The sequence below is a fragment of the Halosimplex rarum genome (assembly GCF_047715405.1).
Classification (GTDB): Archaea; Halobacteriota; Halobacteria; order Halobacteriales; family Haloarculaceae; genus Halosimplex; species Halosimplex rarum.
In genome coordinates, this window is sequence record NZ_CP180412.1 from 2,816,340 (window position 1) to 2,838,443 (window position 22,104).

Annotated in this window: 20 protein-coding genes; 9 read left to right on the forward strand and 11 right to left on the reverse strand. The window is 69.8% G+C overall.

The genetic code is table 11. The features are described from left to right. Positions 1-155: 155 nt before the first annotated feature. A complete protein-coding gene (locus tag ACMGFH_RS13485; RefSeq protein WP_415378962.1) occupies positions 156-437 on the reverse strand; it encodes a hypothetical protein in 282 nt (93 codons plus the stop codon). A gap of 432 nt (positions 438-869) precedes the next feature. Continuing rightward, positions 870-1,202 (reverse strand): hypothetical protein, encoded by a 333-nt coding sequence (locus ACMGFH_RS13490; RefSeq protein WP_415378963.1) that lies wholly within the window; start codon positions 1,200-1,202, stop codon positions 870-872. 236 nt (positions 1,203-1,438) lie between these two features. Here ACMGFH_RS13490 and ACMGFH_RS13495 point away from each other — a divergent pair, with 236 nt between their 5' ends. After that, entirely contained in the window at positions 1,439-5,299 is a 3,861-nt protein-coding gene (locus ACMGFH_RS13495; RefSeq protein WP_415378964.1) for a PAS domain S-box protein, read from the forward strand. A gap of 30 nt (positions 5,300-5,329) precedes the next feature. Here ACMGFH_RS13495 and ACMGFH_RS13500 read toward each other — a convergent pair whose 3' ends face one another. Both ACMGFH_RS13500 and ACMGFH_RS13505 read right to left on the reverse strand, forming a co-directional pair. Continuing rightward, a complete protein-coding gene (locus ACMGFH_RS13500; RefSeq protein WP_415378965.1) occupies positions 5,330-6,241 on the reverse strand; it encodes an MBL fold metallo-hydrolase in 912 nt (303 codons plus the stop codon). A 70-nt stretch (positions 6,242-6,311) separates the two neighbouring features. Further along, a complete protein-coding gene (locus tag ACMGFH_RS13505) occupies positions 6,312-7,163 on the reverse strand; it encodes an alpha/beta fold hydrolase (RefSeq protein WP_415378966.1) in 852 nt (283 codons plus the stop codon). 634 nt (positions 7,164-7,797) lie between these two features. On the opposite strand from ACMGFH_RS13505, the gene serS reads away from it, so the two are divergent. Then, positions 7,798-9,180, forward strand: coding sequence for a serine--tRNA ligase (serS, locus tag ACMGFH_RS13510; RefSeq protein ID WP_415378967.1), 1,383 nt, complete (start codon positions 7,798-7,800; stop codon positions 9,178-9,180). 82 nt (positions 9,181-9,262) lie between these two features. On the opposite strand, the gene ACMGFH_RS13515 is transcribed toward serS, so the two are convergent. The 3 genes from ACMGFH_RS13515 to ACMGFH_RS13525 all read right to left on the reverse strand — a co-directional run bounded on the left by ACMGFH_RS13515 (position 9,263) and on the right by ACMGFH_RS13525 (position 11,389). Beyond that, positions 9,263-9,415 (reverse strand): hypothetical protein, encoded by a 153-nt coding sequence (locus tag ACMGFH_RS13515; RefSeq protein ID WP_415378968.1) that lies wholly within the window; start codon positions 9,413-9,415, stop codon positions 9,263-9,265. Between the two features lie 130 nt (positions 9,416-9,545). Further along, a complete protein-coding gene (locus ACMGFH_RS13520) occupies positions 9,546-9,881 on the reverse strand; it encodes a nuclear transport factor 2 family protein (RefSeq protein ID WP_415378969.1) in 336 nt (111 codons plus the stop codon). A 68-nt stretch (positions 9,882-9,949) separates the two neighbouring features. Continuing rightward, positions 9,950-11,389: a redoxin domain-containing protein gene (locus ACMGFH_RS13525; RefSeq protein WP_415378970.1), complete on the reverse strand. Its 1,440-nt coding sequence runs from the start codon at positions 11,387-11,389 to the stop codon at positions 9,950-9,952. A gap of 213 nt (positions 11,390-11,602) precedes the next feature. Here ACMGFH_RS13525 and ACMGFH_RS13530 point away from each other — a divergent pair, with 213 nt between their 5' ends. Beyond that, positions 11,603-12,112 (forward strand): DUF367 family protein, encoded by a 510-nt coding sequence (locus ACMGFH_RS13530; RefSeq protein ID WP_415378971.1) that lies wholly within the window; start codon positions 11,603-11,605, stop codon positions 12,110-12,112. A 55-nt stretch (positions 12,113-12,167) separates the two neighbouring features. Here the strand turns inward: ACMGFH_RS13530 and ACMGFH_RS13535 are convergent, their stop codons facing one another. Together ACMGFH_RS13535 and ACMGFH_RS13540 are read right to left on the reverse strand one after the other, a co-directional pair. Further along, the gene (locus tag ACMGFH_RS13535) at positions 12,168-12,977 is read right to left on the reverse strand and encodes a DUF4870 domain-containing protein (protein WP_415378972.1); all 810 of its coding nucleotides are present in this window, start codon (positions 12,975-12,977) and stop codon (positions 12,168-12,170) included. Continuing rightward, positions 12,974-13,210 (reverse strand): hypothetical protein, encoded by a 237-nt coding sequence (locus ACMGFH_RS13540; protein ID WP_415378973.1) that lies wholly within the window; start codon positions 13,208-13,210, stop codon positions 12,974-12,976. Before ACMGFH_RS13540 ends, ACMGFH_RS13535 begins: the two co-directional genes overlap by 4 nt. Positions 13,211-13,246: 36 nt before the next feature. Here ACMGFH_RS13540 and ACMGFH_RS13545 point away from each other — a divergent pair, with 36 nt between their 5' ends. Further along, positions 13,247-14,314, forward strand: coding sequence for a TrmB family transcriptional regulator (locus tag ACMGFH_RS13545; protein ID WP_415378974.1), 1,068 nt, complete (start codon positions 13,247-13,249; stop codon positions 14,312-14,314). A 36-nt stretch (positions 14,315-14,350) separates the two neighbouring features. On the opposite strand, the gene ACMGFH_RS13550 is transcribed toward ACMGFH_RS13545, so the two are convergent. After that, complete coding sequence (locus tag ACMGFH_RS13550) at positions 14,351-15,427, reverse strand: hypothetical protein (RefSeq protein ID WP_415378975.1); 1,077 nt, start codon at positions 15,425-15,427, stop codon at positions 14,351-14,353. Between the two features lie 131 nt (positions 15,428-15,558). On the opposite strand from ACMGFH_RS13550, the gene ACMGFH_RS13555 reads away from it, so the two are divergent. Continuing rightward, the gene (locus ACMGFH_RS13555) at positions 15,559-15,708 is read left to right on the forward strand and encodes a 50S ribosomal protein L40e (protein ID WP_415378976.1); all 150 of its coding nucleotides are present in this window, start codon (positions 15,559-15,561) and stop codon (positions 15,706-15,708) included. 111 nt (positions 15,709-15,819) lie between these two features. Here ACMGFH_RS13555 and ACMGFH_RS13560 read toward each other — a convergent pair whose 3' ends face one another. Next, entirely contained in the window at positions 15,820-16,431 is a 612-nt protein-coding gene (locus tag ACMGFH_RS13560) for an MBL fold metallo-hydrolase (RefSeq protein ID WP_415378977.1), read from the reverse strand. A 148-nt stretch (positions 16,432-16,579) separates the two neighbouring features. Here ACMGFH_RS13560 and ACMGFH_RS13565 point away from each other — a divergent pair, with 148 nt between their 5' ends. The 4 genes from ACMGFH_RS13565 to ACMGFH_RS13580 all read left to right on the forward strand — a co-directional run bounded on the left by ACMGFH_RS13565 (position 16,580) and on the right by ACMGFH_RS13580 (position 21,986). Next, the gene (locus tag ACMGFH_RS13565) at positions 16,580-17,722 is read left to right on the forward strand and encodes a BMP family lipoprotein (protein WP_415378978.1); all 1,143 of its coding nucleotides are present in this window, start codon (positions 16,580-16,582) and stop codon (positions 17,720-17,722) included. 164 nt (positions 17,723-17,886) lie between these two features. Continuing rightward, on the forward strand, positions 17,887-19,419 hold the full coding sequence (locus ACMGFH_RS13570) for an ABC transporter ATP-binding protein (protein WP_415383251.1): 1,533 nt from the start codon (positions 17,887-17,889) through the stop codon (positions 19,417-19,419). Between the two features lie 223 nt (positions 19,420-19,642). Next, positions 19,643-20,824 (forward strand): ABC transporter permease, encoded by a 1,182-nt coding sequence (locus ACMGFH_RS13575; RefSeq protein WP_415383253.1) that lies wholly within the window; start codon positions 19,643-19,645, stop codon positions 20,822-20,824. Further along, complete coding sequence (locus ACMGFH_RS13580; protein ID WP_415378979.1) at positions 20,817-21,986, forward strand: ABC transporter permease; 1,170 nt, start codon at positions 20,817-20,819, stop codon at positions 21,984-21,986. Before ACMGFH_RS13575 ends, ACMGFH_RS13580 begins: the two co-directional genes overlap by 8 nt. Positions 21,987-22,104 lie beyond the last annotated feature (118 nt).

Genomic DNA, 22,104 nt, shown 5'->3' on the forward strand with positions numbered 1-22,104 from the left:
CCAGCGAACGAGTCGAAATAAACGTACGGATCTCCGCGAGGGACGAGTCAGTGGCCACAGCCGCCGATCATCGCTCCTCGGACGGACGGGATCGGCACCCGGAACCGCGTATCGTCGGGAACTGCGAATCGCCTCCCGTTCCCTCTCGCGAGCGGTCACTCCGCCGTCGATTCGTCGCCTCCGGACTCCCCATCGGAGGGGCCTCGGTTCTCGGACGCCTCGGTGGCGTCCCCGTCTCCGCGGGCCCGGTAGTACGCGTAGAACTCGTGGTCCGGGCAGTGTCCGTAGACGATCCCGTCGTACGGGCCCTCGATCCCGGCGTTCGTGGTCGACGTCTCGACGACGACCACACCGCCCGGGACGACCACCCGTGCGTCGGCGGAACAGCCCTCGTAGGGACACGCCGTTCGCTTGACGACCGGCTCGGCGTCAGTCACTTCGGCCTCTCGAACGTGGTGCTGTCGGTACTGCTGTGGTCCTCGATTCCGTGATGTCTCCGTCGTGACGTAGCATTGTGTCTCCTCGAACGCGCGGCCACCGGGTGCCGGTCCAGCGGATTCGGGAGTGAGCCACCGGACGAACGCGCAGCTGTGTCCAAGTGATACGTCACCTGGAGGCAAAAAGGTCGCGTCGTTGTCGAGGCGGTCGCTACAGCGTTACGTCCCAGTCGTGTTCGCACTCCGGACAGCAGAACACGACCCGGAGTCCCGTGTCGGGGTTGTGGGTCCTGTCCGCCACCTCGCCCTCCGCCGATCGGCAGTTCGGGCAGAGAGCGTTCACGGTCCTGGCCGGCGACGGCGTTTCGGGGGTGTGGGACGACGGAGTCGCGGTGGATCGCGGCTGACCGCCGAGAGCGTCGGCATGGACGCTCAGTCCGACGGCGTCGGCACGGTCCCGACCCGTTCGACGCGGTTCGCTGCCGGGTCGTAGTCGATCACGCCGTGGTCCTCCACCCGGGGCAGGTGGACGTGGTGGAGCGAGACGGCCACTCGCTCGACCGCGCCCACAGGCGGGGACGCGTCGTCCTCCTCCCGGGCGGCGACCGCCTCGGCGAGGTCTCCCAGCGCGACCGGCGCCGCCCGCTCCGCGAGTTCGGCCAGCGCGAGCCGGCGGCGCCCGTCAGCCAGCAGGTCGTAGCGCGCTTCCGCGGTCAGTTTTCCCTCGATTTCCCCACCGTCGACGTCGTGCGTTGTCTGTGACATAGATCGGGTCTCCCGGCATCGTCCGCGTACACAGGGAAAGTATCTGCCCACCGGTAAGGGATCGCTAGAAGTGATTAGGTTCGGTACCGGTTGCAGATGGTCGCCGACTAGCTACGTTTCGGCGCCCGATGGCCCGGATCGACAGCGGGGTACATCCCAGGTTCGTACCGGGCGCGTTTCGCTTTGAGACTCCGCCGGCGGAAGGTTGTAGTTGCCCCCGGACGAGAGTTGGGACGATGGAATCGCACGGGTTGACGGAGAGTCTCAGGGAGACGCTCGCGGTGTTCGACGGGGGTGTGGAACCGCGGACGACGAGCGAGGTGGCCGAGGCGCTCGACCTCGGTCGGCGGAGCACGTACGACCGGCTGGATCGCCTGGTCGAGCAGGGCCGACTCCGAACCAAGAAAGTCGGGGCGAGCGCACGCGTGTGGTGGCGCGTGCCCGGGGACGGGAGCCCGACCGCCGAACCCGACTGGCCGGCGGCGGCCGAATCGCTCGTCTCGGACGTGCTCAACCGGGCGGAGGTGGGGGTGTTCGTCCTCGACGAGAACTACGACGTGGTCTGGCTCAACGACGCGACGGAGCGCTACTTCGGCATCGATCGGGATCGGGTGATCGGTCGCGACAAGCGCGACGTCGTCGACCAGCTGATCGCACCGTCGGTCGACGACTCGGAGGGGTTCGCCGAGCGACTGCTGGCGACGTACGACGGGGACACCGGCGAAGAGCGCTTCGAGTGCCGCACCACGGTCGGGGACGGCCGCACGGAGCGCTGGCTGGAACACCGGAGCAACCCGATCGAGACGGGCGCCTATGCGGGTGGCCGGGTCGAACTCTACTTCGACGTGACCGAGCGCAAGCGCTCGGAGCAGGCCTACATCGCCCAGCGCGACCAGTTCGAATCGCTGGTCGGCGCCGTCGAGGAGTACGCAATCTTCCGCCTCGACCCGGAGGGTCGCGTCCGGACCTGGAACGCGGGCGCCGAGCGCCTGAAGGGGTACGAGACCGACGAGGTCGTCGGCGAACACGTCTCGACGTTCTACACGGAGGCCGACCGGGAAGCTGGCGTCCCGGAAGCGAACCTCGAGACCGCCGCGGAGAACGGGTGGGTCGAGGACGAGGGGTGGCGAGTCCGCGCCGACGGCACCCGGTTCTGGGCGAACGTCTCGATCACGTCGATCCGCGACGACGAGGGCGACCTCCTCGGGTACGCGAAGGTCACTCGAGACATGACCGAGCGCCGCGAGTTCGAGCGGGAACTCGAACGCGAGCGGGACCTGCTCGAACGCGCCCTCGACGCCATCCCGGCGGGTGTAGCCGTCGTCGACGAGGAGGGCGACCCCCTCCGGATGAACGAGCAGGCGCGCCGGTACCTCGGTGCGCTCGACGGACCGGAACCGGACCCGCTCCCCGAGGCCACGGTCTTCGACGAGGACGGCGACCCCGTTCCCCCGGGCGAGCGGCCGTACGACCGCGCGCGTCGGACCGGCGAGACCGTCGGCGACTGGATCGGGCGGTTCGACCTGCCCGGCGTCGGGGAGCGATGGCTCTCGGTCAACGCCGTCCCGCTGGCGGACGCCGACGGCGACGTCGAGCGCGTCGTCGTCTCGGCCGAGGACATCACGCAACTCAAAGAGCAGGCGCGCCTGCTCGAACGCAGCCGCGACGACCTCGAACACGAGCTGAACGAGGTGCTCGACCGCGTCGACGACGGCTTCATCGCGCTCGACGACGAGTGGCGGTTCACGTACGTCAACGATCAGGCCGCGGACCTGCTCGACCGTCCGCAGCGGGCGCTGGTCGGCCGGAACGTCTGGGACGAGTTCCCGGAAACCGCCGACTCGCGCTTCAGGACGGAGTACGAACGGGCCCGCGAGACGAACGAGTCCGTCTCCTTCGAGGCGTACTTCTCGCCCCTGGAGAACTGGTTCGACGTGACGGCCTACCCTTCCGAGAGCGGCCTGTCCGTGTACTTCCGCGACGTGACCGAGCGCAAGGCACGCGAGCGCGGCCTCGAACGCTACGAGACCATCGTCGAGACCGTCGACGACGGCATCTACGCGCTCGACGACGAGAACCGGTACGTCGTCGTGAACGACGCCTTCTGCGAGATGGTCGGCTACGAGCGCGACGAGCTGCTGGGCGCGGAGGCGAGCGTGCTCTACGACGACGAGTACGCCCCCGTCGTCGAGGAGCGCGCCGCGGCGGTCGCCGAGGGCGAGCGGGAGGTCGCGACCATCGAGTTCGAACTCGTCCGGAAGGACGGGTCGCGCGTCCCCGTCGAGACGCGCTACGAGCCGCTCTCCCAGGGCGACGGGTACGGTCGTTGCGGCGTCGTCCGTGACATCTCCGAGCGCATCGAGCGCGAGCGCGAGCTCCAGCGGCGGATCCGCCAGCAGCAGGTCGTCACCGACCTCGGCCAGCACGCCCTCGGAGACCGCGACCTGGACTCGCTGATGGCCGAGGCCGCCGAGCGGGTCGCGACGACGCTCGCCACCGACTACTGCGAGGTGCTCGACCTCGACGCCGACGGGGAGGAGCTCCTGCTCCGCCAGGGCGTCGGCTGGGAGGAGGGGCTCGTCGACTCGGCAGCGGTCTCCGCGACCGACGACGACTCCCAGGCGGCCTACACGCTCCGGTCGGGCGACCCCGTGGTCGTCGAGGACCTGACGACCGAGACGCGCTTCGGCGAGCGGGACCTCCTCGCCGACCACGGCGTCCGGAGCGGGATCAGCGTCGTCATCGGCCCGCCGGAGGACCCCTGGGGGATCCTCGGGACGCACGACACCGAGGCGACCGCGTTCTCGGAGCGGGACGTCAACTTCGTCCAGTCGGTCGCGACCATCCTCGCGACGGCGATCAACCGCCACCGCTACGAGGACGCGCTCGTCCGCCAGCGCGAGCAGCTGGCGGCGCTCAACAGCCTCAACGAGGCCGTCCGCGAGATCACCGGCGCGGTCCTCGACCAGTCGACGCGCGACGAGATCGAGCGGACCGTCTGCGAGCACCTCGCGGCCACCGACTCCTACGAGTTCGCCTGGATCGGCGACGTCGAGACGGGGTCGCAGACGGTCGCCGTCCGGACCGAGGCGGGCGCCGAGGGCTACCTCGACGACGTGACCGTCTCGATCGACCCAGACGACGAGCGCAGTCAGGGGCCCACCGGGCGCGCTATCCGGACGGGGGAGGTCCAGACGATCCAGCACATCCAGACCGACCCGCGCTACGAGCCGTGGCGCGAGGCTGCCGACGAGCACGGCTTCGCTTCCTCGGCGGCGATCCCGATCGGCTACCAGGGGACGACCTACGGCGTATTGAACGTCTACGCGGGTCGACCGAACGCCTTCGAGGGCCAAGAACGGACCGTGCTTGGCCAGCTCGGCGAGGTGATCGGTCACGCCATCGCCGCGACCGACCGCAAGCAGGCCCTGTTGAGCGACGAGGTCGTCGAACTGGAGTTCGGCATCACCGACCTCTTCGAGACCCTCGACGTCGAGGACAGCCCCGGCGGACGGTTCACCTTCGAGCACGTCGTCACCCTCGGCCACGACGAGTTCCTCGTCTACGGCGAGGCGTCGGCCGAGGCCGTCCCGACGCTCGAAGCGCTGGTCGACCGGCTCCCCCACTGGGCCGCGGTCTCGTTCACCGACGACGAGGGGGACACGCGGTTCGAACTCCGGATGGACGAGCCGCCGGTGCTCTCGACGCTGGCGTCGCTCGGCGGGTCCGTCGAACGGGCCGCCGTCGAGGACGGCGACTACCGCATGACGCTGCACCTCTCGCCGAGTGCGGACGTGCGGCGGGTCATCGACGCCGTCCAGGACGCGTACCCGTCGGCGACGATGCTGCGCCGACAGCAGGTGACCAAAGACGGGAGCCAGTCGCGGCCGACCGACGCGCTCCTCTCGGGGCTCACCGACCGCCAGCAGACGACCCTCGAAGCCGCCTACCACGCCGGCTTCTTCGAGTGGCCCCGCGACGCCTCCGGCGAGGACGTCGCCGAGTCGCTGCAGGTCTCCCCGCCCACGTTCCACCAGCACCTCCGCAAGGCCGAGGGCAAGGTCTTCGGCGCGCTGTTCGAGGCCGCAGACGGCTGAGCCCGCCCGGCGAGCGAGGGAGTCCCGCGCTCACTCCGCGCGGTCGAGCGCCGTCAGGACGCCCCGGACGTTCATCGCCACTTCCGCGTCGGCCTTCTCCGTCCCCCACAGCTCCCGCTCGGCGTCGGCCTCGCCGACGAAGTACTCGATCACCGCCTCGTCGTCGCCGCGCTTCGCTCGTTCCTCGGTGACCGCCGCGACCCACGAGTCGAGCACCTCGGCGTAGCGGTCGAGCTTCTCGCCAGTCTCGGTCGGGCCGAAGTGCGGGTAACAGAGGACCTCCGGGTCGAGCGACCGGATCGTCTCGACGTCGTCCCGGCACTGCTCCGGGTCGAAGTTCGGCGGCGGGCTCGTCGGGAACAGCTCGTCGACGGTCGGCGAGTAGATGCCCGCCGCGTCGGCGACGAACACCGCGTCGTTCGCGGGGTCGTGGAAGACGACCTGGTGGGGCGCGTGCCCCGGGGCGTGGGACACGTCGAGCGAGTGGTCGCCCAGATCGATGCTGTCGCCGTCCGCGATCTCGGTGATCCGCGACTCGGGAACGGGCTCGGGCTCCGTGTACGCCCGGATCTGGTTGCCGACGGCGCGTTTGGTCCCCTCCCAGAGGCGCTCGGGGTCGACCAGGTGGGGGGCGCCGATCCCGTGGACGTACACCTCGGCGTTCGGGCACGCCTCGACGAGGAAGCCCGCGCCGCCGGCGTGGTCGAGGTGGACGTGCGTCACCGCGATCACTTCGATATCAGCGGGCGCGAGGCCGGCCGCGTCGACGGCGTCGAGCACGCGCTCGTAGTCGGTCCCGATCCCGGTGTCGACGAGCGCAGGCCGCTCGGCGTCGAGGACGTACACCGCGCCGTACTCGGCCACGCCGTACATCCCGGTGTCGACGTACGAGAGGTCCGTGCACTCGCCGACCGTCGCCTCGAACACGTCGCCGATTGCCATACCCGATCCGCGGGCGGCGCGGACTAAATGGTTCGCGTCGCCGGGCCGTTGGGCACCGAGCGCCACTGGGCTACCGTGCGGCGGCGTCGAGGATCGCGCCGCGGTTGTTGACGTACGCCGAGTAGTGGGCGTCGTCGGAGAGGTAGAGGTCGGCGTCGGGCAGCAGGTCGCCGAACGCCCGCGCGAGGTCGACGCCGACGGTCGCGTCCGCGCGGCCGTGCCAGAGGTCGACCGGGAGCGGACACTCGCCGGCGTCGAACCCCCAGTCGTTGCCGACCAGCGGCAGGTCGTGGGCGGGCCCGCGCGACCCCATGCGGAAGGACTCCGCGCTGTCGTTCACGAGCGTCTCGCCCGTCGGTCCGTCGAAGACCGCACGGTCTTCCGGGGGCGATCCGGCCACCAGCGCGGTCCGGAACTGCGACCGGGCGTTCGCGGCCAGCCACGCCGACGACGCGAACGCCGCCTGCGAGAAGCCGGGCACGAACCGCGTCGCCGACAGCACCGCCTCGTTGAACGGGTCCGCGCTCGCCCGCGTCTCCGGTGGCGTGACGGAGCTCACCAGCGAGACGCCGCGGACCCGCTCGGGGACGGCGTCGGCGCAGGCCATCGCGTGCGGCCCGCCCCCGGAGAACCCGACGACCCCGAAGCGGTCGATGCCCAGGCGGTCGGCGAGCGCGCACGCGTCTTCCGGCCAGTCCAGTAACCGGCGGCCGGCCTGGAAGTCCGACGCGCCGAATCCCGGCCGGTCCGGTGCGACAACGCGAACGCCGCGTTCGGCGGCCTCCTCGTCACAGAGCGACCACATCAGTCGCGACCCGATGACGCCGTGGAAGGCGAAGACCGGCGTCCCCCCGGGATCGCCGTATTCCGCGTACGAGAGGGCGCGACCGTCCGAGAGTTCGATCGTCGACGGCTCGTCCATGTGTATGCGTTGTTGGACGCTGGACACTAACGCGTGTCGCTCCGGAGTGTGTGGGTTCTTGTAAGAGATCGGATAGGTAGTATCTGTGCCCGTACCGCTTCGACTACATCGACCGCAAACAGCGTGAAAGCCCCCGTCCGCTCCGGTCGAGGAGCTTGCTCCGCGTGGTTCGAGAGAGCGAAGCTCTCTCGTCATCTGCTCACGGGCGGCCTCGCCGCCCGTTCGCAGGTTCGTGGGACTCGGAGAGTCCCACGCTCATCACGAAAGACGGCGAAGCCGTCTTTCGAACGACTTCGCTCGCTCCAGTGCTTGCGGCGCTCGTCTTCCCGGAGCGGACGGCCCCTTTCATTCCCACCCGTGTCGGCTGGTCATCAGTCTGTGCGGGTGGGAATGAAAGGGGTCGCTCGCTCGTCGCCGCCCCGGCGACGTCAGCACTGGAACGAGCGGAGCGAGTGAAGCGCGCAGCGAGCCGCGGCGGTACGAGCGTGCGGGGGCTTTCACGCTGTTTGCGGTTCCACTTCGAGCAGCGGTCGCGGTCTCGCTCAGAGAGGCCACGAGTCCGCCCACGACACCACCCGACACGCACTCACAAAGGACCGACACGCCTACGTTCGGCCGTCGAGAAGCCGCGACCATGTTAAGCAGGCAGTTCGTCCGGGAGAATCCCGAGACGGTCCGCGACGCCATCGAGCGCAAGGGCGTCACGGGCGTCGACCTGGACGAGATCCTCGAGATCGACGAGGAGTGGCGCGAACTCAAGGCCCGCGGCGACGGCCTCCGACACGAGCGAAACGAGGTCTCCAGCACGATCGGCGACCTGAAACAGGACGGGAAAGAGGAGGAGGCCCAGGAGGCCATCGAGCGCTCCCAGGAACTCAAAGACGAACTCCAGGAGGTCGAGGACCGCGCGGACGAACTGGAGGATGAACTGGAGGAGCGCCTCCTGACGATCCCGAACGTCCCCCACGACTCCGTGCCGACCGGCGAGGACGAGAGCGACAACGTCGAGCGCTACCGCGAGGGGTTCGACGACCTGCGGGTCGACCCCGACGACGTGGTCCCCCACTACGACCTCGGCGAGGAACTCGACATCCTCGACTTCGAACGCGGCGCGAAAGTTTCTGGAGGTGGGTTCCAGTTCGTCAAGGGCGACGGCGCGAAACTAGAGCGGGCGCTCATCCAGTTCTTCCTCGACGTCCACGAGGAGCAAGAGTACGTCGAGGTCGCGCCGCCGATCCCGGTCAACTCCGCGTCGATGCGCGGGACCGGCCAGCTCCCGAAGTTCGCCGAGGACGCCTACCGCGTCGAGGCCCGCCAGGACGACGACTACGACGACGACGACCTGTGGCTGCTGCCCACTGCGGAGGTACCCGTCACGAACATGTACCGCGACGAGATCCTGCTGGACGACGACCTGCCCGTGAAACACCAGGCCTTCTCCCCCAATTTCCGCCGCGAGGCCGGCGAGCACGGCACGGAGACCCGCGGCTACGTCCGCGTCCACCAGTTCAACAAGGTCGAACTCGTCAACTTCGTCCGCCCGGAAGAGAGCTACGACCGCCTCGAAGGACTCCTGAGCGAAGCCGAGGAGGTCCTCCAGCGCCTCGGCCTACCCTACCGCGTGCTCGACATGTGCACCGGCGACATGGGCTTCACCCAGGCCAAGAAGTACGACATCGAGGTGTGGGCGCCGGCCGACGACATGGAGGAAGGGCCGGACGTAGGTGGCCGCTGGCTGGAGGTCTCCAGCGTCTCGAACTTCGAGGACTTCCAGGCACGGCGGGCGGGCCTGCGCTACCGGCCCGAGCGCCACGAGGGCGCCGAGTACCTCCACACGCTCAACGGCAGCGGCGTCGCCGTCCCGCGCGTGATGGTCGCCGTCATGGAGTACTACCAGAACGACGACGGCACCGTCACCGTCCCCGAGGCCCTGCGGCCGTACATGAACGGCCAGGAAGTCATCGAGGGCCACGAACCCGTCGGCGAGAGCGCCGTCGGCGCCGGCGACAAGGAGTAGCGGCGCTCCCGGCGCCGGTGTCCCTTCTCGACACTCGACGGCGACTCGATTTTCGACGGCGACCCGACGCGGTCGACGGCTGTCAGGGCTCGCCCGAGTACCCCTCGCGGAGGAACCGGCCCTCGGTCTCGTAGTGGCTGAGCACCTCGTCGAGGAACTCCTCGCGGGTCACGTCCGACTCGCAGTGCCGGTCGATGCGCTCTACGAGTTCGTCCGAGAGTTCGATGGTCGCCATCGCGCCCACTTCGGGTTCCTCGCTGAAAAGATGATCACGCGATGGACCGATGACAGGTCGCCGGCGGAGCCAGCGGCCGACCGCGTCCGTCTACCCCGGCGGTGCCTCACCGATCCCCGTCACCGTGCCGTCAGTCGGTGTACGTCTCGATACGGCGGATCGTCCCGTCGGTGAGCGAGAACACGTCGACGAACCCGGTGATCTCGGTTCCGTCGGCGGCGAGCAAGCGGCCGCGAACTGCGACGGAGCCGTCCTCGGACTCGAACACCGCGTCGATGGGGTGACTCGTCTCTTTCTGCGGGCGCTCCTCGCGCATGAACTGGACGAACCGCTCGCGCCCCTCCAGCGTCATATCCGGCCGGTCGTGGACGAACCCGGGAGCCAGCAAGTCCGCGAGCGTCTCGTAGTCGTGCTCGTCGAGCGCGCGGTAGTACGCGTGCGCCCGCTCGACGGCGCGGTCGGTCATACCCGGACTTGGCGGGGCCGGGGCAAGAACGCGGTGGTCGGGACGTCGCGCACGGCATCGCTCAGCGGTTATCGACCGGGGATGTCCCAGTCGGCGCGCCCGTCATCGTCGTCGTCCTCCTCGTCGTCGACTTCGGTCGGGTCCACGAGGTCGAGTTCCTCGACGTCGTCCTCTCCGTCCGATTCGGCGCCGTCGACACCCTCGTCCTGTCCCCCAGGTGCCTCGCCCTCGTCGCCCGTGACGGTGCTCTCGGCGGGCGCCTCCGCGGATCCGCTCCGAGAGTCCGCTCGGGCGTCTGCGTCCGACTCGTCGCCGTCCGCCGCGTCCTCGACGGCATCCAGGTCCATCTCCAGGTCGCCCTCCACGGTGTCCCCTTCGACACTGGAGCGGCCGGCCCCGCTGTCCATGTCGGCGTCGTCGACCGCCTTGACGTCCATCTCCAGGTCGCCGTCGACCGCGTCCGACTGGTCGCTCGCGTCGTCGTACGCGGCGTCCTCGCCGGCGACGGCGTCGTCGAGCGCGGCGTCGTCAAGTCCGAGGTCGGTGTCGACCGCGTCGGCGTCGTCGGCCTGCCAGTCGTAGCCGTCGTCCTCGGTCGGGTGGACGACGGCCGACTCGCCGAGTTCGACCCCGTTGTCGGTGAGCGCGAACGCGTCGGGGTCGGGCGGTTCCGAGAGGTCGGAGGCGGCGTCGAGGAGGCGCTCGGCGTCGTCGCGGTACTCCGAACCCTGTTTGCCGCGGCCGCTGGCGAAGGCGTCGGCCGAGTCTGCAAGCCACTTCGCCGCGTGCGAGAGCGTGTCCGCCTTCTCCTCGGTGCGGTCGACGACGGTCTCGAAGTCGTCGGTCTCGGCGAACCGGACCGCCGTGTCGAAGTGGTCGGCGGCTGTCGTGAACGCCGGTTCGGCCGCCTCGAACCCGCTCCGGGCGTCCATCCACTCGCGGTCCTCGTACTCGGCCATCGCCTCCGTGAACGCCTCGCGACCCTCGACGTAGTGGTCGTGACCCACGCGGTAGCGTTCGATGGCGGTGTCGTCGCCGCCGATGTCGCCGACCGCCTGCTTGACCGGCGCGACGTCGATATCGGCCTCCAGATCGTCGGTCGCCCAGGCGTACTGGACCGTTCCACGGTGGTCGACGACGAACACCGCGCGCTGGACGAGTCGCTCGCCGGTCTCGGTCTCCAGCGCCACGTCGTAGGCGGCGGCCGCGTCGCCCTCGCGGTCGCTCAACAGCGGGACGTGCAGGCTGTATCGCTCCGCGAACGCCTCGTGGCTGTAGGTGCTGTCCGGGGAGATCCCGAACACCGACACGTCCTTCTGCATCGTGAAGAGGTCGAGGTCGCCGAGGTCCGACGCCTGCATCGTGCACGCGGGGTTGAAATCCGCCGGGTAAAAGGCGAGGACGACGATCCCCTCGCCGAGGTACTCATCTAAGTCGATCGCTCGCCGCTCGCCGTCGACGTACGCCGGCAGGCTGACCGCGGGCGCGTCTTCCCCCTCCGAAAGCATTGTCCAATCTATCCGACGGTTCGTATAAAGGTGTTCTGAGCGTTTTCACGCGCTGTATCCACCGCATGCGCCGCGGTACCGTACGATATCCGACCGGTGTCGGCAAGGTCCCGCGGGCGCTCGCGGGCGCCTCGGACCGGCTATCGAACGGCCTGCGGACGACCTGGCGGCTGCTTCGAGCGCCTTTTGGTACCGCGGCGAGTACCGAGCGGCGTGGAGTTACACGTCCGGTACGAGGGCGACGACGACCCTGACAAGTGCTCGGCCCGGCGGCTCGCGCAGTTCGACCACGCCGAGTTACACCGCTCGACGCGGTCGACGCCGCCGGGCATCGTCCTCAACCCCTTCGCCGATCAGGCGCTCTCGCCCGCCGACCGCGAGGGGACGGGCAATCGCCGAGACCGGCTGGTCGCCCTCGACTGCTCCTGGGAGACCGCCGAGCGCGAGGCGTTCGACCTCGAAGGGATCCACCGCTCGCTTCCCTTCCTCGTCGCCGGCAACCCCGTCAACTACGGGACGGCGTTCCAGTTGAACACCGTCGAGGCGTTCGCCGGCGCGCTGTGCATCCTCGGCGAGCGCGAGCAGGCCGAACGCATCCTCGACCGGTTCTCCTGGGGCCACACCTTCCTCGAACTCAACGAGGAACCGCTCGCGCGCTACGCCGACTGCGCGGACTCGGCGGACGTGCTGGCCGTGCAGGACGACTACCTCGCCGACGAGTGACCCGGCGCAGACAGGGACGTCCCTCTTGAAAAAAGCCGCTCCGGACGTTCGCGAGCTAGTTCGATGCGGCGATCGGGCCCAGCACCGGCAGGCCGTAGCGCTCGCCCTGGTAGGCCTTGAGGATCAGCAACGCCCAGCCAACGAAGGCGATGAGCGCGACGATGCCGTTCAGCGGGAACACGAGTATCGCGAAGATGTCCCCGACCACAGGTATCGCGGTGAGGACGCCCATCACGACGCCCACGGCGACGTACGCGCCGATGACGGCCGCGCCGAACCCGATGCTCTGGATGGAGTGAAAGCGGACGAAGTCGTCCTCGTCGCCCTCGATCAGTAGCATGAGAACGCCCGTCAGCGGCGCGAACACGTACGCGATCGCTGCCGCGACGTTCGGCTCCAGGTCGGTCCCGCCCGCGGCCGGCCCGGTCATCGAGTCGCTCGGTTGCACGCCGCGACCCGCCGATCCGGCACTCTGCCCCGTGTTTCGCCGGTCTGGCTGCCCGGCGCTCTGCCCACCGGTCTGGCCGGGACTCTGTCCGCCCGCCTGCCCACCAGACTGTCCAGCACTTTGACCGCTGGTCTGCCCGGCGTCCTGTCTGCCGGTCTGGCCGGCACTCTGTCCGCCGGTCTGGCCAGTACTCTGTCCGCTCGCCTGACCGCTGGACTGACCGCCCGACGGCTGCCCACCCGACTGTCCGTCGGCGGACGACTGGCCGCCTGTGGACTGTCCACCCGTAGACTGACCGCCCGTGGACTGACCGCTCTCGACCGTGGCCTCGACGGTCCGCTCGTCGATGGCCGACTGACCGTCGGCCTGCCCGTTCTCGCCCGGGTCCTTCTCGTCGTCGGAGCGTCCGTCGCTCATCGCGCGACCACCCCGGCGTTCACACCGCGTTCGTGCCCAATCTCCCTGGTTCGGAGTTTCCCAACCATGTCAGCAAGAGGGAAAGCCCCGTTTGTAATACTTTCCACTAGGATGTAACATTTCGGCACCGGGTAGTTGACGAGATAGGCACGCACTCGGATATTCCCGTCGCTCCCGTCGTCGAACTGCTCTCGGATGCCGTGTGAGACGCGGGCGTTCGGGTCGGTGGGCACGACAACGTTTTACTCGGCCGGGCGGCACCAGTGGGCATGGAGACGGATCGACTCCGCGAGGCGCTGGAACGCGCGGGCCTGACGGAGTACCAGGCGGCCGTCTACCTGGGGCTGCTCGACCAGGGGACGGCGCCGGTGGTCGACGTCGCCGAGCGGGCCGGGGTACCCACCTCGCAGGTGTACGACGTGGTGCGGACGCTGGAGGACCGCGGGTTCGTCGAGACCGTCGAGCGCGACCGCCTGCACGCGCGAGCGGACGAACCCGGCGAAGTGCTCGACGAACTGCGCTCGACGGGAGAGCTACTCGCCGACGCGGCCGACGAGATCGAGGACCGCTGGGAGCGGCCGGACCCCGAGGAACACCGCGTCAGCGTCGTCAAGCGCCAGCGGACGGTCATCGAGAACGCCCGCGCCGCCATCGACGAGGCGTCTGTCTCCGTCGAGTTCGGCGGCACCGCCGAGCAGTTCGCCGACCTGCGCCCCGCGCTGGAGACGGCGGCCGAGCGCGGCGTCGTCGTCCACGCCCTGATCGGCGGGTCGATCGACGGGCCGGTCGAGATCCCCGACGACCTCTCCGAGAGTCCGATCACCGAGATCAGACGTCTAGGCAAGCCCGCCTCGTTCCACACCGCCGTCGACCGCCGTCAGGGGTTCCTCTCGCCGAACGTCCACGGCGACGAGGAGTACGGCGTCCAGGTCGGCGACGACCTGATGACCTTCCACTTCCACTGGACGTTCCTCACCTGTGACTGGGTCCCCGGCGAGCGGGTCCACCTGGCCGACCCGGACGAGGCGGTCTACGTGAGCATCGAGGAGTTCATCCGCCACGCCGCGGTGCTCCGGGAGGAGGGCGCGACGCTCACGATCACCGTCCACGGTCGTGACACCGACTCCGGCGAATCGGTCACCGTCCGCGGCGAACTCGTCGACGTCCGGTTCGGCGGCCGCGAAGAACAGGTGAGTCGCCCCACGTACGACGAGCTCGGCGGGACGGTCAGTATCGTCGTCGGGACCGACGACGGCGAGGTCGAGATCGGCGGCTGGGGCGCCATCTGGGAGGACGTCGAGGCCGAGATCGTCCGCGTCGACGGCTTCACCGAGTGACGGACCGACGGCGGCCGGACCGCCCTTCCGGGGGACTTACTCGCGTGACCAGCGCAGCCCCTCCGGCTCCGCGGGCGGTTCGAGCGGACTCGCGGGCACGTCGGAGTAGGGTTCGGGCACGTGGTAGGCGCTCGGCGCGATGTCGTTCGGACCCTCAGGGTAGAACGCCGACGCGACGGCGTGGAGGTGCTCGCGCCCGACGCCGAGTTCGTACTGCCCGCCGCCGTACAGTGCGATGTCGCGGTCGAGGCAGTACTCGATCGTGTCGAGCAGGTCCGCGACCGTCCCGAACCGCGATGGCTTGACGTTCAGCCACGACGGCTCGATCGGCAGCGCCTCGACGCTCTCGACGTCGGTGATCGGGTAGTCCCACGAGAGGCGGTCCTCGTGGCCCGACAGGACCGGGCGCGTCTCGTCGGTGAACTTCGCATCCTCGACGACGGCGTCGGGGAACGCTTCCAGGACCTGCCGGTAGCGCTCGGGGTCGGCGTCGGTGTCCACCTCGGTGCCCTCGTAGTAGCTCTTCAGGTCGAGGATGCGCACGCTGTCGGTCGCGGCGAGGTCCTCCATCAACTCGCGCGTCCACGCCGCCGTCGGGTCGAGTTTGAACTCCATCGAGGGGTCGACGTCGAGCCACCCGTGGATCCGGTCGGTCGACGGCTCGCCCTCGGTATCGAGACGCGTCGAGACGACGAATCGAACGGGGTCGTAGCGCCGGTCGAGCGCTTCCGCGAACGTGCTGTCGGCCTGCCGCAGCGCCAGGTCCAGCGCCGCGCTCTCGACGGCCCACCGCCGGTAGTGACGCGACGCCTCGCGCTCCGGGGACTCCGGGAACAGGTCCACCTCGTCCAGCGCCGCTGAGAAGGAGTCCAGCGTGTACTCACCGGCCAGGTCCCAGTCGAGGTCGCCGTCGGCGTGGGCGTCCCGCAGTCGGTCGTGGTCTTCGGTGTCGTAGATGACGTCCTCGCCGCGGCCGCGCTCGCCGTCGCCGCTGAGTTCGACGACGGTCGTCACGCGCGTGAACCCGGCGGAGGTGTCCATCTCGTGGCGGTCGAAGTCGAACCCGCTGACGGTAAGCGGCAGATCCGCGACGCGGTCGTAGAGGTCGCTCATACTCCATCGATGGGACGCGAACGGCTTATAACGGTGCCCACGCGGCGAGCCGCGTGTTCGGGATCGGCAGCTATCGACTCCCGGCGAGTCGGAGAGGCAACGCTTAAACGCGCCGACGAGGAAGACCGGGTATGCCCAAGTTCGAACCTGCGGAACGTCGCGTCCTCGAGAAACAGATCTGCATGCGCTGTAACGCCCGCAACTCCGTCGAGGCCGAGAGCTGCCGCAAGTGCGGCTACAAGAAGCTCCGACGGAAGAGCAAAGAGCGCCGCAACGCCTGAGACCGGTCTCGCTTTCTCTCTGCTCTCCGAACGGCGAGCGACTGCGCCGGTTCGACCGGAAACGGCCCCCGCTCGCCGAGCGGTCGCGGTTCGGCGTCTCGCGCCGTGATCTTACTCCTCGGGGTACTTCGGTTCGCGTCGCTCGGCGCGGTCGAGCGCCCGCTCGACGACCTCGCGCACGTCGCCGTGGAAGACGCTGCCGTGGCCGCTGTACATGTCTTCGACGGTCTCCGGCATCCGGTCGAGCAACTCGCGGATCGACTCGATGAGGCGCTCGCGCGACTGCCCCTCCATGTCCGTCCGGCCGAAGCTCCCGTCGTCGAACGCGCCGTCGTCGTGGACGACCACGTCGCCGGAGAACAGCGACGACGCCGAGACCAGCGAGACGTGGTCGTCGGCGTGACCGGGCGTGTACACGACCTCGCAGGACTCGTCGCCGACGGCCACCGTCTCGCCGGGAACGAGTTCGCCCGTCCGCCGCGGGTGGTCGCCGTAGGCGTACAGGTCGGCGTCGAACCGGTCGAGCACGGCGTCGAGCTGGGCGACGTGGTCGCCGTGCTGGTGGGTGAGGACCACCCGGTCGAGCTCGTCGGTGTGGTCGGCGACGACCTCGGCGACGCCGGTCATCGCCCCCGCGTCGACGAGCGTCGGCGTCTCGCCGAGCGCGAGGTAAGCGTTGCAGGTGAACGTGTCCGCGTCCTCGGTGACGTTGATGACGTCCATACCCGGCGGATCGGCCGCCCAGCGCTTGAGTCTGGTGGCGGACCGGCCGGCGCCACGGACCGACTCCCGCGGACGATCGGACAAAAACCGGTCGCCGGAGATATCGGTAGGCACAATTTTTACCCCTACCGCGGCCGTGAACAGTGACATGTCCCTCGACAGGCGGCGATTCGTCAGAGGCGTCGGGACCGTTGGAGTGCTCACGCTCGCGGGCTGTACCGGGGACGGGAACGACGGCGGCGGCGACGGAGACGGTGACGGCGGCGCCGATGGAGACGGCGACGGCACCGGAGGCACCGACGGCACCGCGGGCGGTGCCACCGACGGCGGCGACGGCCCGACACAGGTCGGCGTCGTGTACGCGACCGGCGGGCTGGGCGACGGGTCGTTCAACGACCAGGCCCAGAGCGGCATCGAGCGGGCCGCGGAAGAGTTCGACATCGAGTACAACGAGGCCCAGCCAGAGGGGACGACCGAGTTCTCGAACTTCCAGCGGCAGTTCGCCCGCGAGACGGACCCGAACTACGACCTGGTCTGCTGTATCGGCTTCCTGCAGGCCGACGCGCTGGGTAGCACCGCGAGCGAGTACCCCGACCAGCGGTTCATGATCGTCGACGAGACGGTCGACGCCGACAACGTCGCTTCCTACGTCTTCGCCGAGGAACAGGGGTCGTTCCTCGTCGGTCACCTCGCGGGCGCGCTGACGACGATGGACTTCCAGGCGGGCACGGGGTCGACGAACCCCGACACGTCGGTTGGGTTCGTCGGCGGTGTCGAGTCACCGCTGATCAGACGCTTTCAGGCCGGCTACGAGGCCGGCGTCGCCCACGCGAACGAAAACGTCGGCGTCCAGACGGCCTACGTGGGCGGATTCGACGACCCATCCGGCGGGAAGGAGGCCGCGCTCTCGATGTACCAGTCCGGCGCCGACATCGTCTACCACGCCGCGGGGAACTCGGGGACCGGCGTCTTCCAGGCCGCCCAGGAGCAGGAGCAGTTCGCTATCGGCGTCGACCGCGACCAGTCGGTCACCCGCGAGTCGTTCAGCGACGTGATCCTCGCGAGCATGGTCAAGCGCGTCGACACGGCGGTGTTCAACTCGGTCCAGGCCGTCGTGAACGGGTCGTTCGACGGCGGATCGACGACGACGCTCGCCCTCGAGGACGACGGCGTCGAGGCCGTCTACGGCCAGCAGCTCGGCTCGGAGATCCCGCAGGACATCAAAGACGCCATCGGCGAGGCCCGTCAGGGCATCGTCGACGGCGAGATCGACGTCCCCGAGGAACCCTGACGACCCCCACCGATGACTGGCCTCGCCGACGCGAGTGACGACCGCGACCGAGCGGCGACGGGCGCGCCCGAGCGCGGAGGCGACCCGTGAGTGACAGCGCAGACGGCGGCCGAGCCGCGACAGACGGGACCGAGGGTACCGCGTCCGCGGCCGACGCGGTCCACCTGGACGGGATCACCAAGCGGTTCCCGGGCGTCCTCGCCAACGACGACGTGGACCTGCGAGTCGAGCGCGGTACCGTCCACGCCCTGCTCGGCGAGAACGGCGCGGGCAAGACCACGCTGATGAACGTCCTCTACGGCCTGTACGAGCCGAACGAGGGGCGCGTCGTCGTCGACGGCGAGCCCCGCGAGTTCGACTCGCCGCGGGACGCCATCGACGCCGGGGTCGGCATGATCCACCAGCACTTCATGCTGGTCGACCCGATGTCGATCGCCGAGAACATCACCCTCGGCAACGAGCCCGAGCGGTGGTTCGGGCTCTCGGTCGACCGCGAGCGGGCACGCGAGGAGGTCGTCGAACTCTCCGAGCGCTACGGCTTCGACGTGGACCCCGACGCCCGCATCGAGGACGTCGGCGTCGGCGTCCGCCAGCGCGTCGAGATCCTCAAGGCGCTGTATCGCGGCGCCGACGTGCTGATCCTCGACGAGCCGACGGCGGTTCTCACGCCCCAGGAGGTCGAAGATCTGTTCTCCGTGTTCGCGGAGCTGACCGACCAGGGGAAGACGATCATCTTCATCACGCACAAGCTCGGCGAGGCCATGACCGCCGCCGACGAGATCACCGTCCTCCGCGGCGGCGAGAACGTGGGGACGGTCCCGGCGGCCGACGCCTCCCGCGACCGACTGGCCGAACTGATGGTCGGCCGCGAGGTCCTGCTCGACGTCGACCGGTCGGCGGCGACGCCGGGCGAGAGCGTCCTCGACGTGCGCGACCTGGTCGTCGAGGACGCTCGGGGCGTCCGTGCGGTCGACGACGTCTCGCTGACGGTCCGCGAGGGCGAGGTGTTCGGCATCGCGGGCGTCGACGGCAACGGCCAGGTCGAACTCGTCGAGGCGGTCGCCGGACTGCGCGCCGCGGACGGGGGAGCGGTGTCCTTCGACGGGCGGGACGTCACCGGCTGGAGCCGGCGCGACCGCATCGACGCCGGGATGGCCTACGTGCCCGAGGACCGCCAGGAGCGCGGGCTAGTGATGGACTTCGACCTCGTCAGCAACGGCCTGCTCGGCAGCCAGCACGCCCGACCCTACGCGTCGAACGGGCGGATCGACTGGGACGCGGCCCGCGACCACGCCGAGGAGATCGTCGCCGACTACGACGTTCGGCCACCGAACGTCGACGCGCTCGCCGAGTCGCTCTCCGGGGGCAACCAGCAGAAGTTCGTCGTCGGCCGGGAGTTCGCGCGCGACCCGCGGCTGGTCGTCGCCTCCCACCCCACCCGCGGCGTCGACGTCGGCTCGACCGAGTTCATCCACGACCGCATCAACGAGCTCCGGACCGACGGCCGGGCCGTCTTGCTCGTCTCCTCGAAGCTCGACGAGGTCCAGTCGCTCTCTGACCGCCTCGCCGTCATCTACGAGGGGTCGTTCGTCGACGTGGTCGACCCCGAGGCGGTGACCGAGGAACAGCTCGGCCTCCTCATGGCCGGCGAGCGGCCCGAGGCCGACGTGAGCGTCGACCGGGAGGTTCCGCGATGATGGGCGACCGAGGGCCAGCGATGAACGCCGACCGAGGGCCAGCGATGAACGCCGACCGAGGGCCAGCGATGAACGCCGACCGAGGGGCCCCGATGAGCGTCGACCGGGAGGGCCCGCAATGAGCGACGGTTCGGACGGCGACCAGCCGCGGGCGGGTAGCGATGACGACGACGGATCGCGGACCGACACCGTGCTCCAGCGCGCTCGCGGCTACGCGGTGGCGATGGCGGGCACCTCCGCGGGCGAGCGACTCCTCATCGCCGTCGCGTCGCTCGCGCTGTCGATACTGGTCGGCACCGTCATCGTGCTGGTCGGCGGCCTGCTGGCGACCTGCCGGTCGCCGGTGTTGACGATGGGCGAGGTGACGCTCTGTTACGATCCGATCGCCGTCTGGGACCGCCTGTTCCTCGGGGCGCTGGGTGACCCGTTCTCGGGCGAGTGGTCGCCGCTGAACGCGCAGTTCGCCGTGACGCTCCGGGAGACGACGATCCTGATCTTCACGGGGCTGTCCGTCGCGCTCGCCTTCCGCGCGGGCATCTTCAACATCGGGACCCAGGGTCAACTCGTCGTCGGCGCGCTCGCCTCGGCGCTCGCGGTGCTGTGGGCCGCGCCGGCGTTCTCGGGGCTCGTCGGCGCGCTCGTCCTCGTCCCGCTGGGGCTGGCGGCCGGCGCGGTCGGCGGCGGGTTCTACGGCGCGATCCCCGGCGTGCTGAAGGCGTACGCGGACGCCAACGAGGTGATCACGACGATCATGCTGAACTTCGTCGCCACGCTGGTGGTCCGGTACCTGGTGAGCGACCACTTCCAGGACCCGACGAGCCAGGCCATCCAGACGGCGTCGGTGCCGGAGTTCGCGCGGTTCCCCTCGATCCTGTTCGACCCGCGGCTGGACTTCTCGCTGGTCGCGCTGGCGCTGGCGCTGGCGGTCGTCGGCGGCGTCTACTACCTGCTCGAACACACGTCGTTCGGGTTCGACCTGCGGACGGCCGGGCTCCAGCCCGCGGCCGCCGAGTACGGCGGCGTCGACTCCGCCCGGACGGTCGTCGCGTCGTTGACGCTCTCGGGCGCGCTCGGCGGCGTCGGCGGCGCGGTGTACGTGCTGATGATCCTCGGCCGGTTCCAGACCGGCGTCCCCTCCTACGGGTTCGACGGCATCACTGTCTCCATCCTCGCCGGGAACCACCCCATCGGTGCGGTGTTCGCCGCGTTCCTGTTCGGCGTCCTCCAGTCGGGGTCTTCGGTCGTCGACTTCGCCACCGACGTACCGCCGCAACTCGTCGGCGTCCTCCGCGGGCTGATCATCCTCTTCGTCGCCATGCCGGAGTTCTTCCGGCTGATCGGTCGCCGGATCGAATCCGACGAACCAGAGGTCGCCGCCTCGCCGGGAGGTGCCGCCGATGACTGACCGGCGCGACCGCGGCACGGACGGCCGAGACGAACGCGACCGCGGTACTGACGGAGGTGACGACCGCGGCACGGACGGGGGCGTCGAGACCGGGAGCGAGCGCACGGACGACGGCTCCGGCGGTCTCCGCGGGCTCTCCGGGCGCCTGTGGGTCGCGCTCGCCGCGGTGGCGCTGCTGGCGCTGCTGGGCGTCGCCGCCGTGGTCGCCCCCGAATCGTCGGGCGGTCGGCTGTTCGGTGTTATCGTCTCGACATCGACGCTGGCGGCGACGCTCCGACTGTCGGTGCCCATCGTCTTCGCCGCGCTCGGGGGGATCTTCGCCGAGAAGTCCGGCGTCATCAACATCGGGCTCGAAGGGCTGCTCATCATCTCGGCGTTCGCCGCCATCTACGGCACGGACGTCACGGGCTCGCTACTGGCGGGCTTCCTGATCGGCGTGCTCGCGTCGACGGCGCTGGCGGGACTGTTCGCCGTAGTCTGCATCGAGTTCCGCGCCGACCAGATCATCGCCGGGCTGGCCATCTGGCTCATCGCGCTCGGGCTGGCGCCGTTCCTCTCGCAGGTGGTCTACGGCGGCCCGAACACCGACAGGGTCGACACGCTCGGGACGTGGACGGTCCCGGTCCTCGCGGACGTGCCGCTGCTGGGCGCCGTCTTCGACGCCGCGCCGCCGGTGTACCTGATGTTCGTCGCCGTCGCCGCCGCGTGGTACGTCCTCAACCGGACGGCCTTCGGTCGGTGGGTCCGCGCCTCCGGCGAGAACCCGCGCGCGCTCGACACCGCGGGCGTCGACGTCTCGCGCGTCCGTTACGCCGCCGTCCTCCTCTCGGGCGTGCTCTCGGGGTTCGGCGGCGCCGCGCTCGCGTTCAACATCGGGCAGTTCACCGGCAACGGGCCGACGATGGTCAACGGGAAGGGGTTCATCGCCATCGTCGCCTACCTCTTCGGCAACTACAACCCCGTCGGCGCGCTGGGCTCGACGATGCTGTTCGCCGGGCTCGACGCCGTCCAGCTCCGCCTGCAGACCCAGCAGATCCTCGGCGTCCCCGACGCGCTCGTCCAGACGATCCCCTTCGTCGCCGTCATCGTCGTGCTCGCGCTCGTCGGCCGCACTCGCATCCCCGAGGCCGCGGGCGACCACTACGAGTCCGGCGAGGAGTGAGCCGCTCCGCGCCCCGAGCGGGGCCGACGTCGCCGCCGGACGCCCTCGTCGGCTCGTCGTCTGTTCCCGCCGCGGGCACGTGATGGGATGCCGCACCGAACCGGATGATTTTTCATGG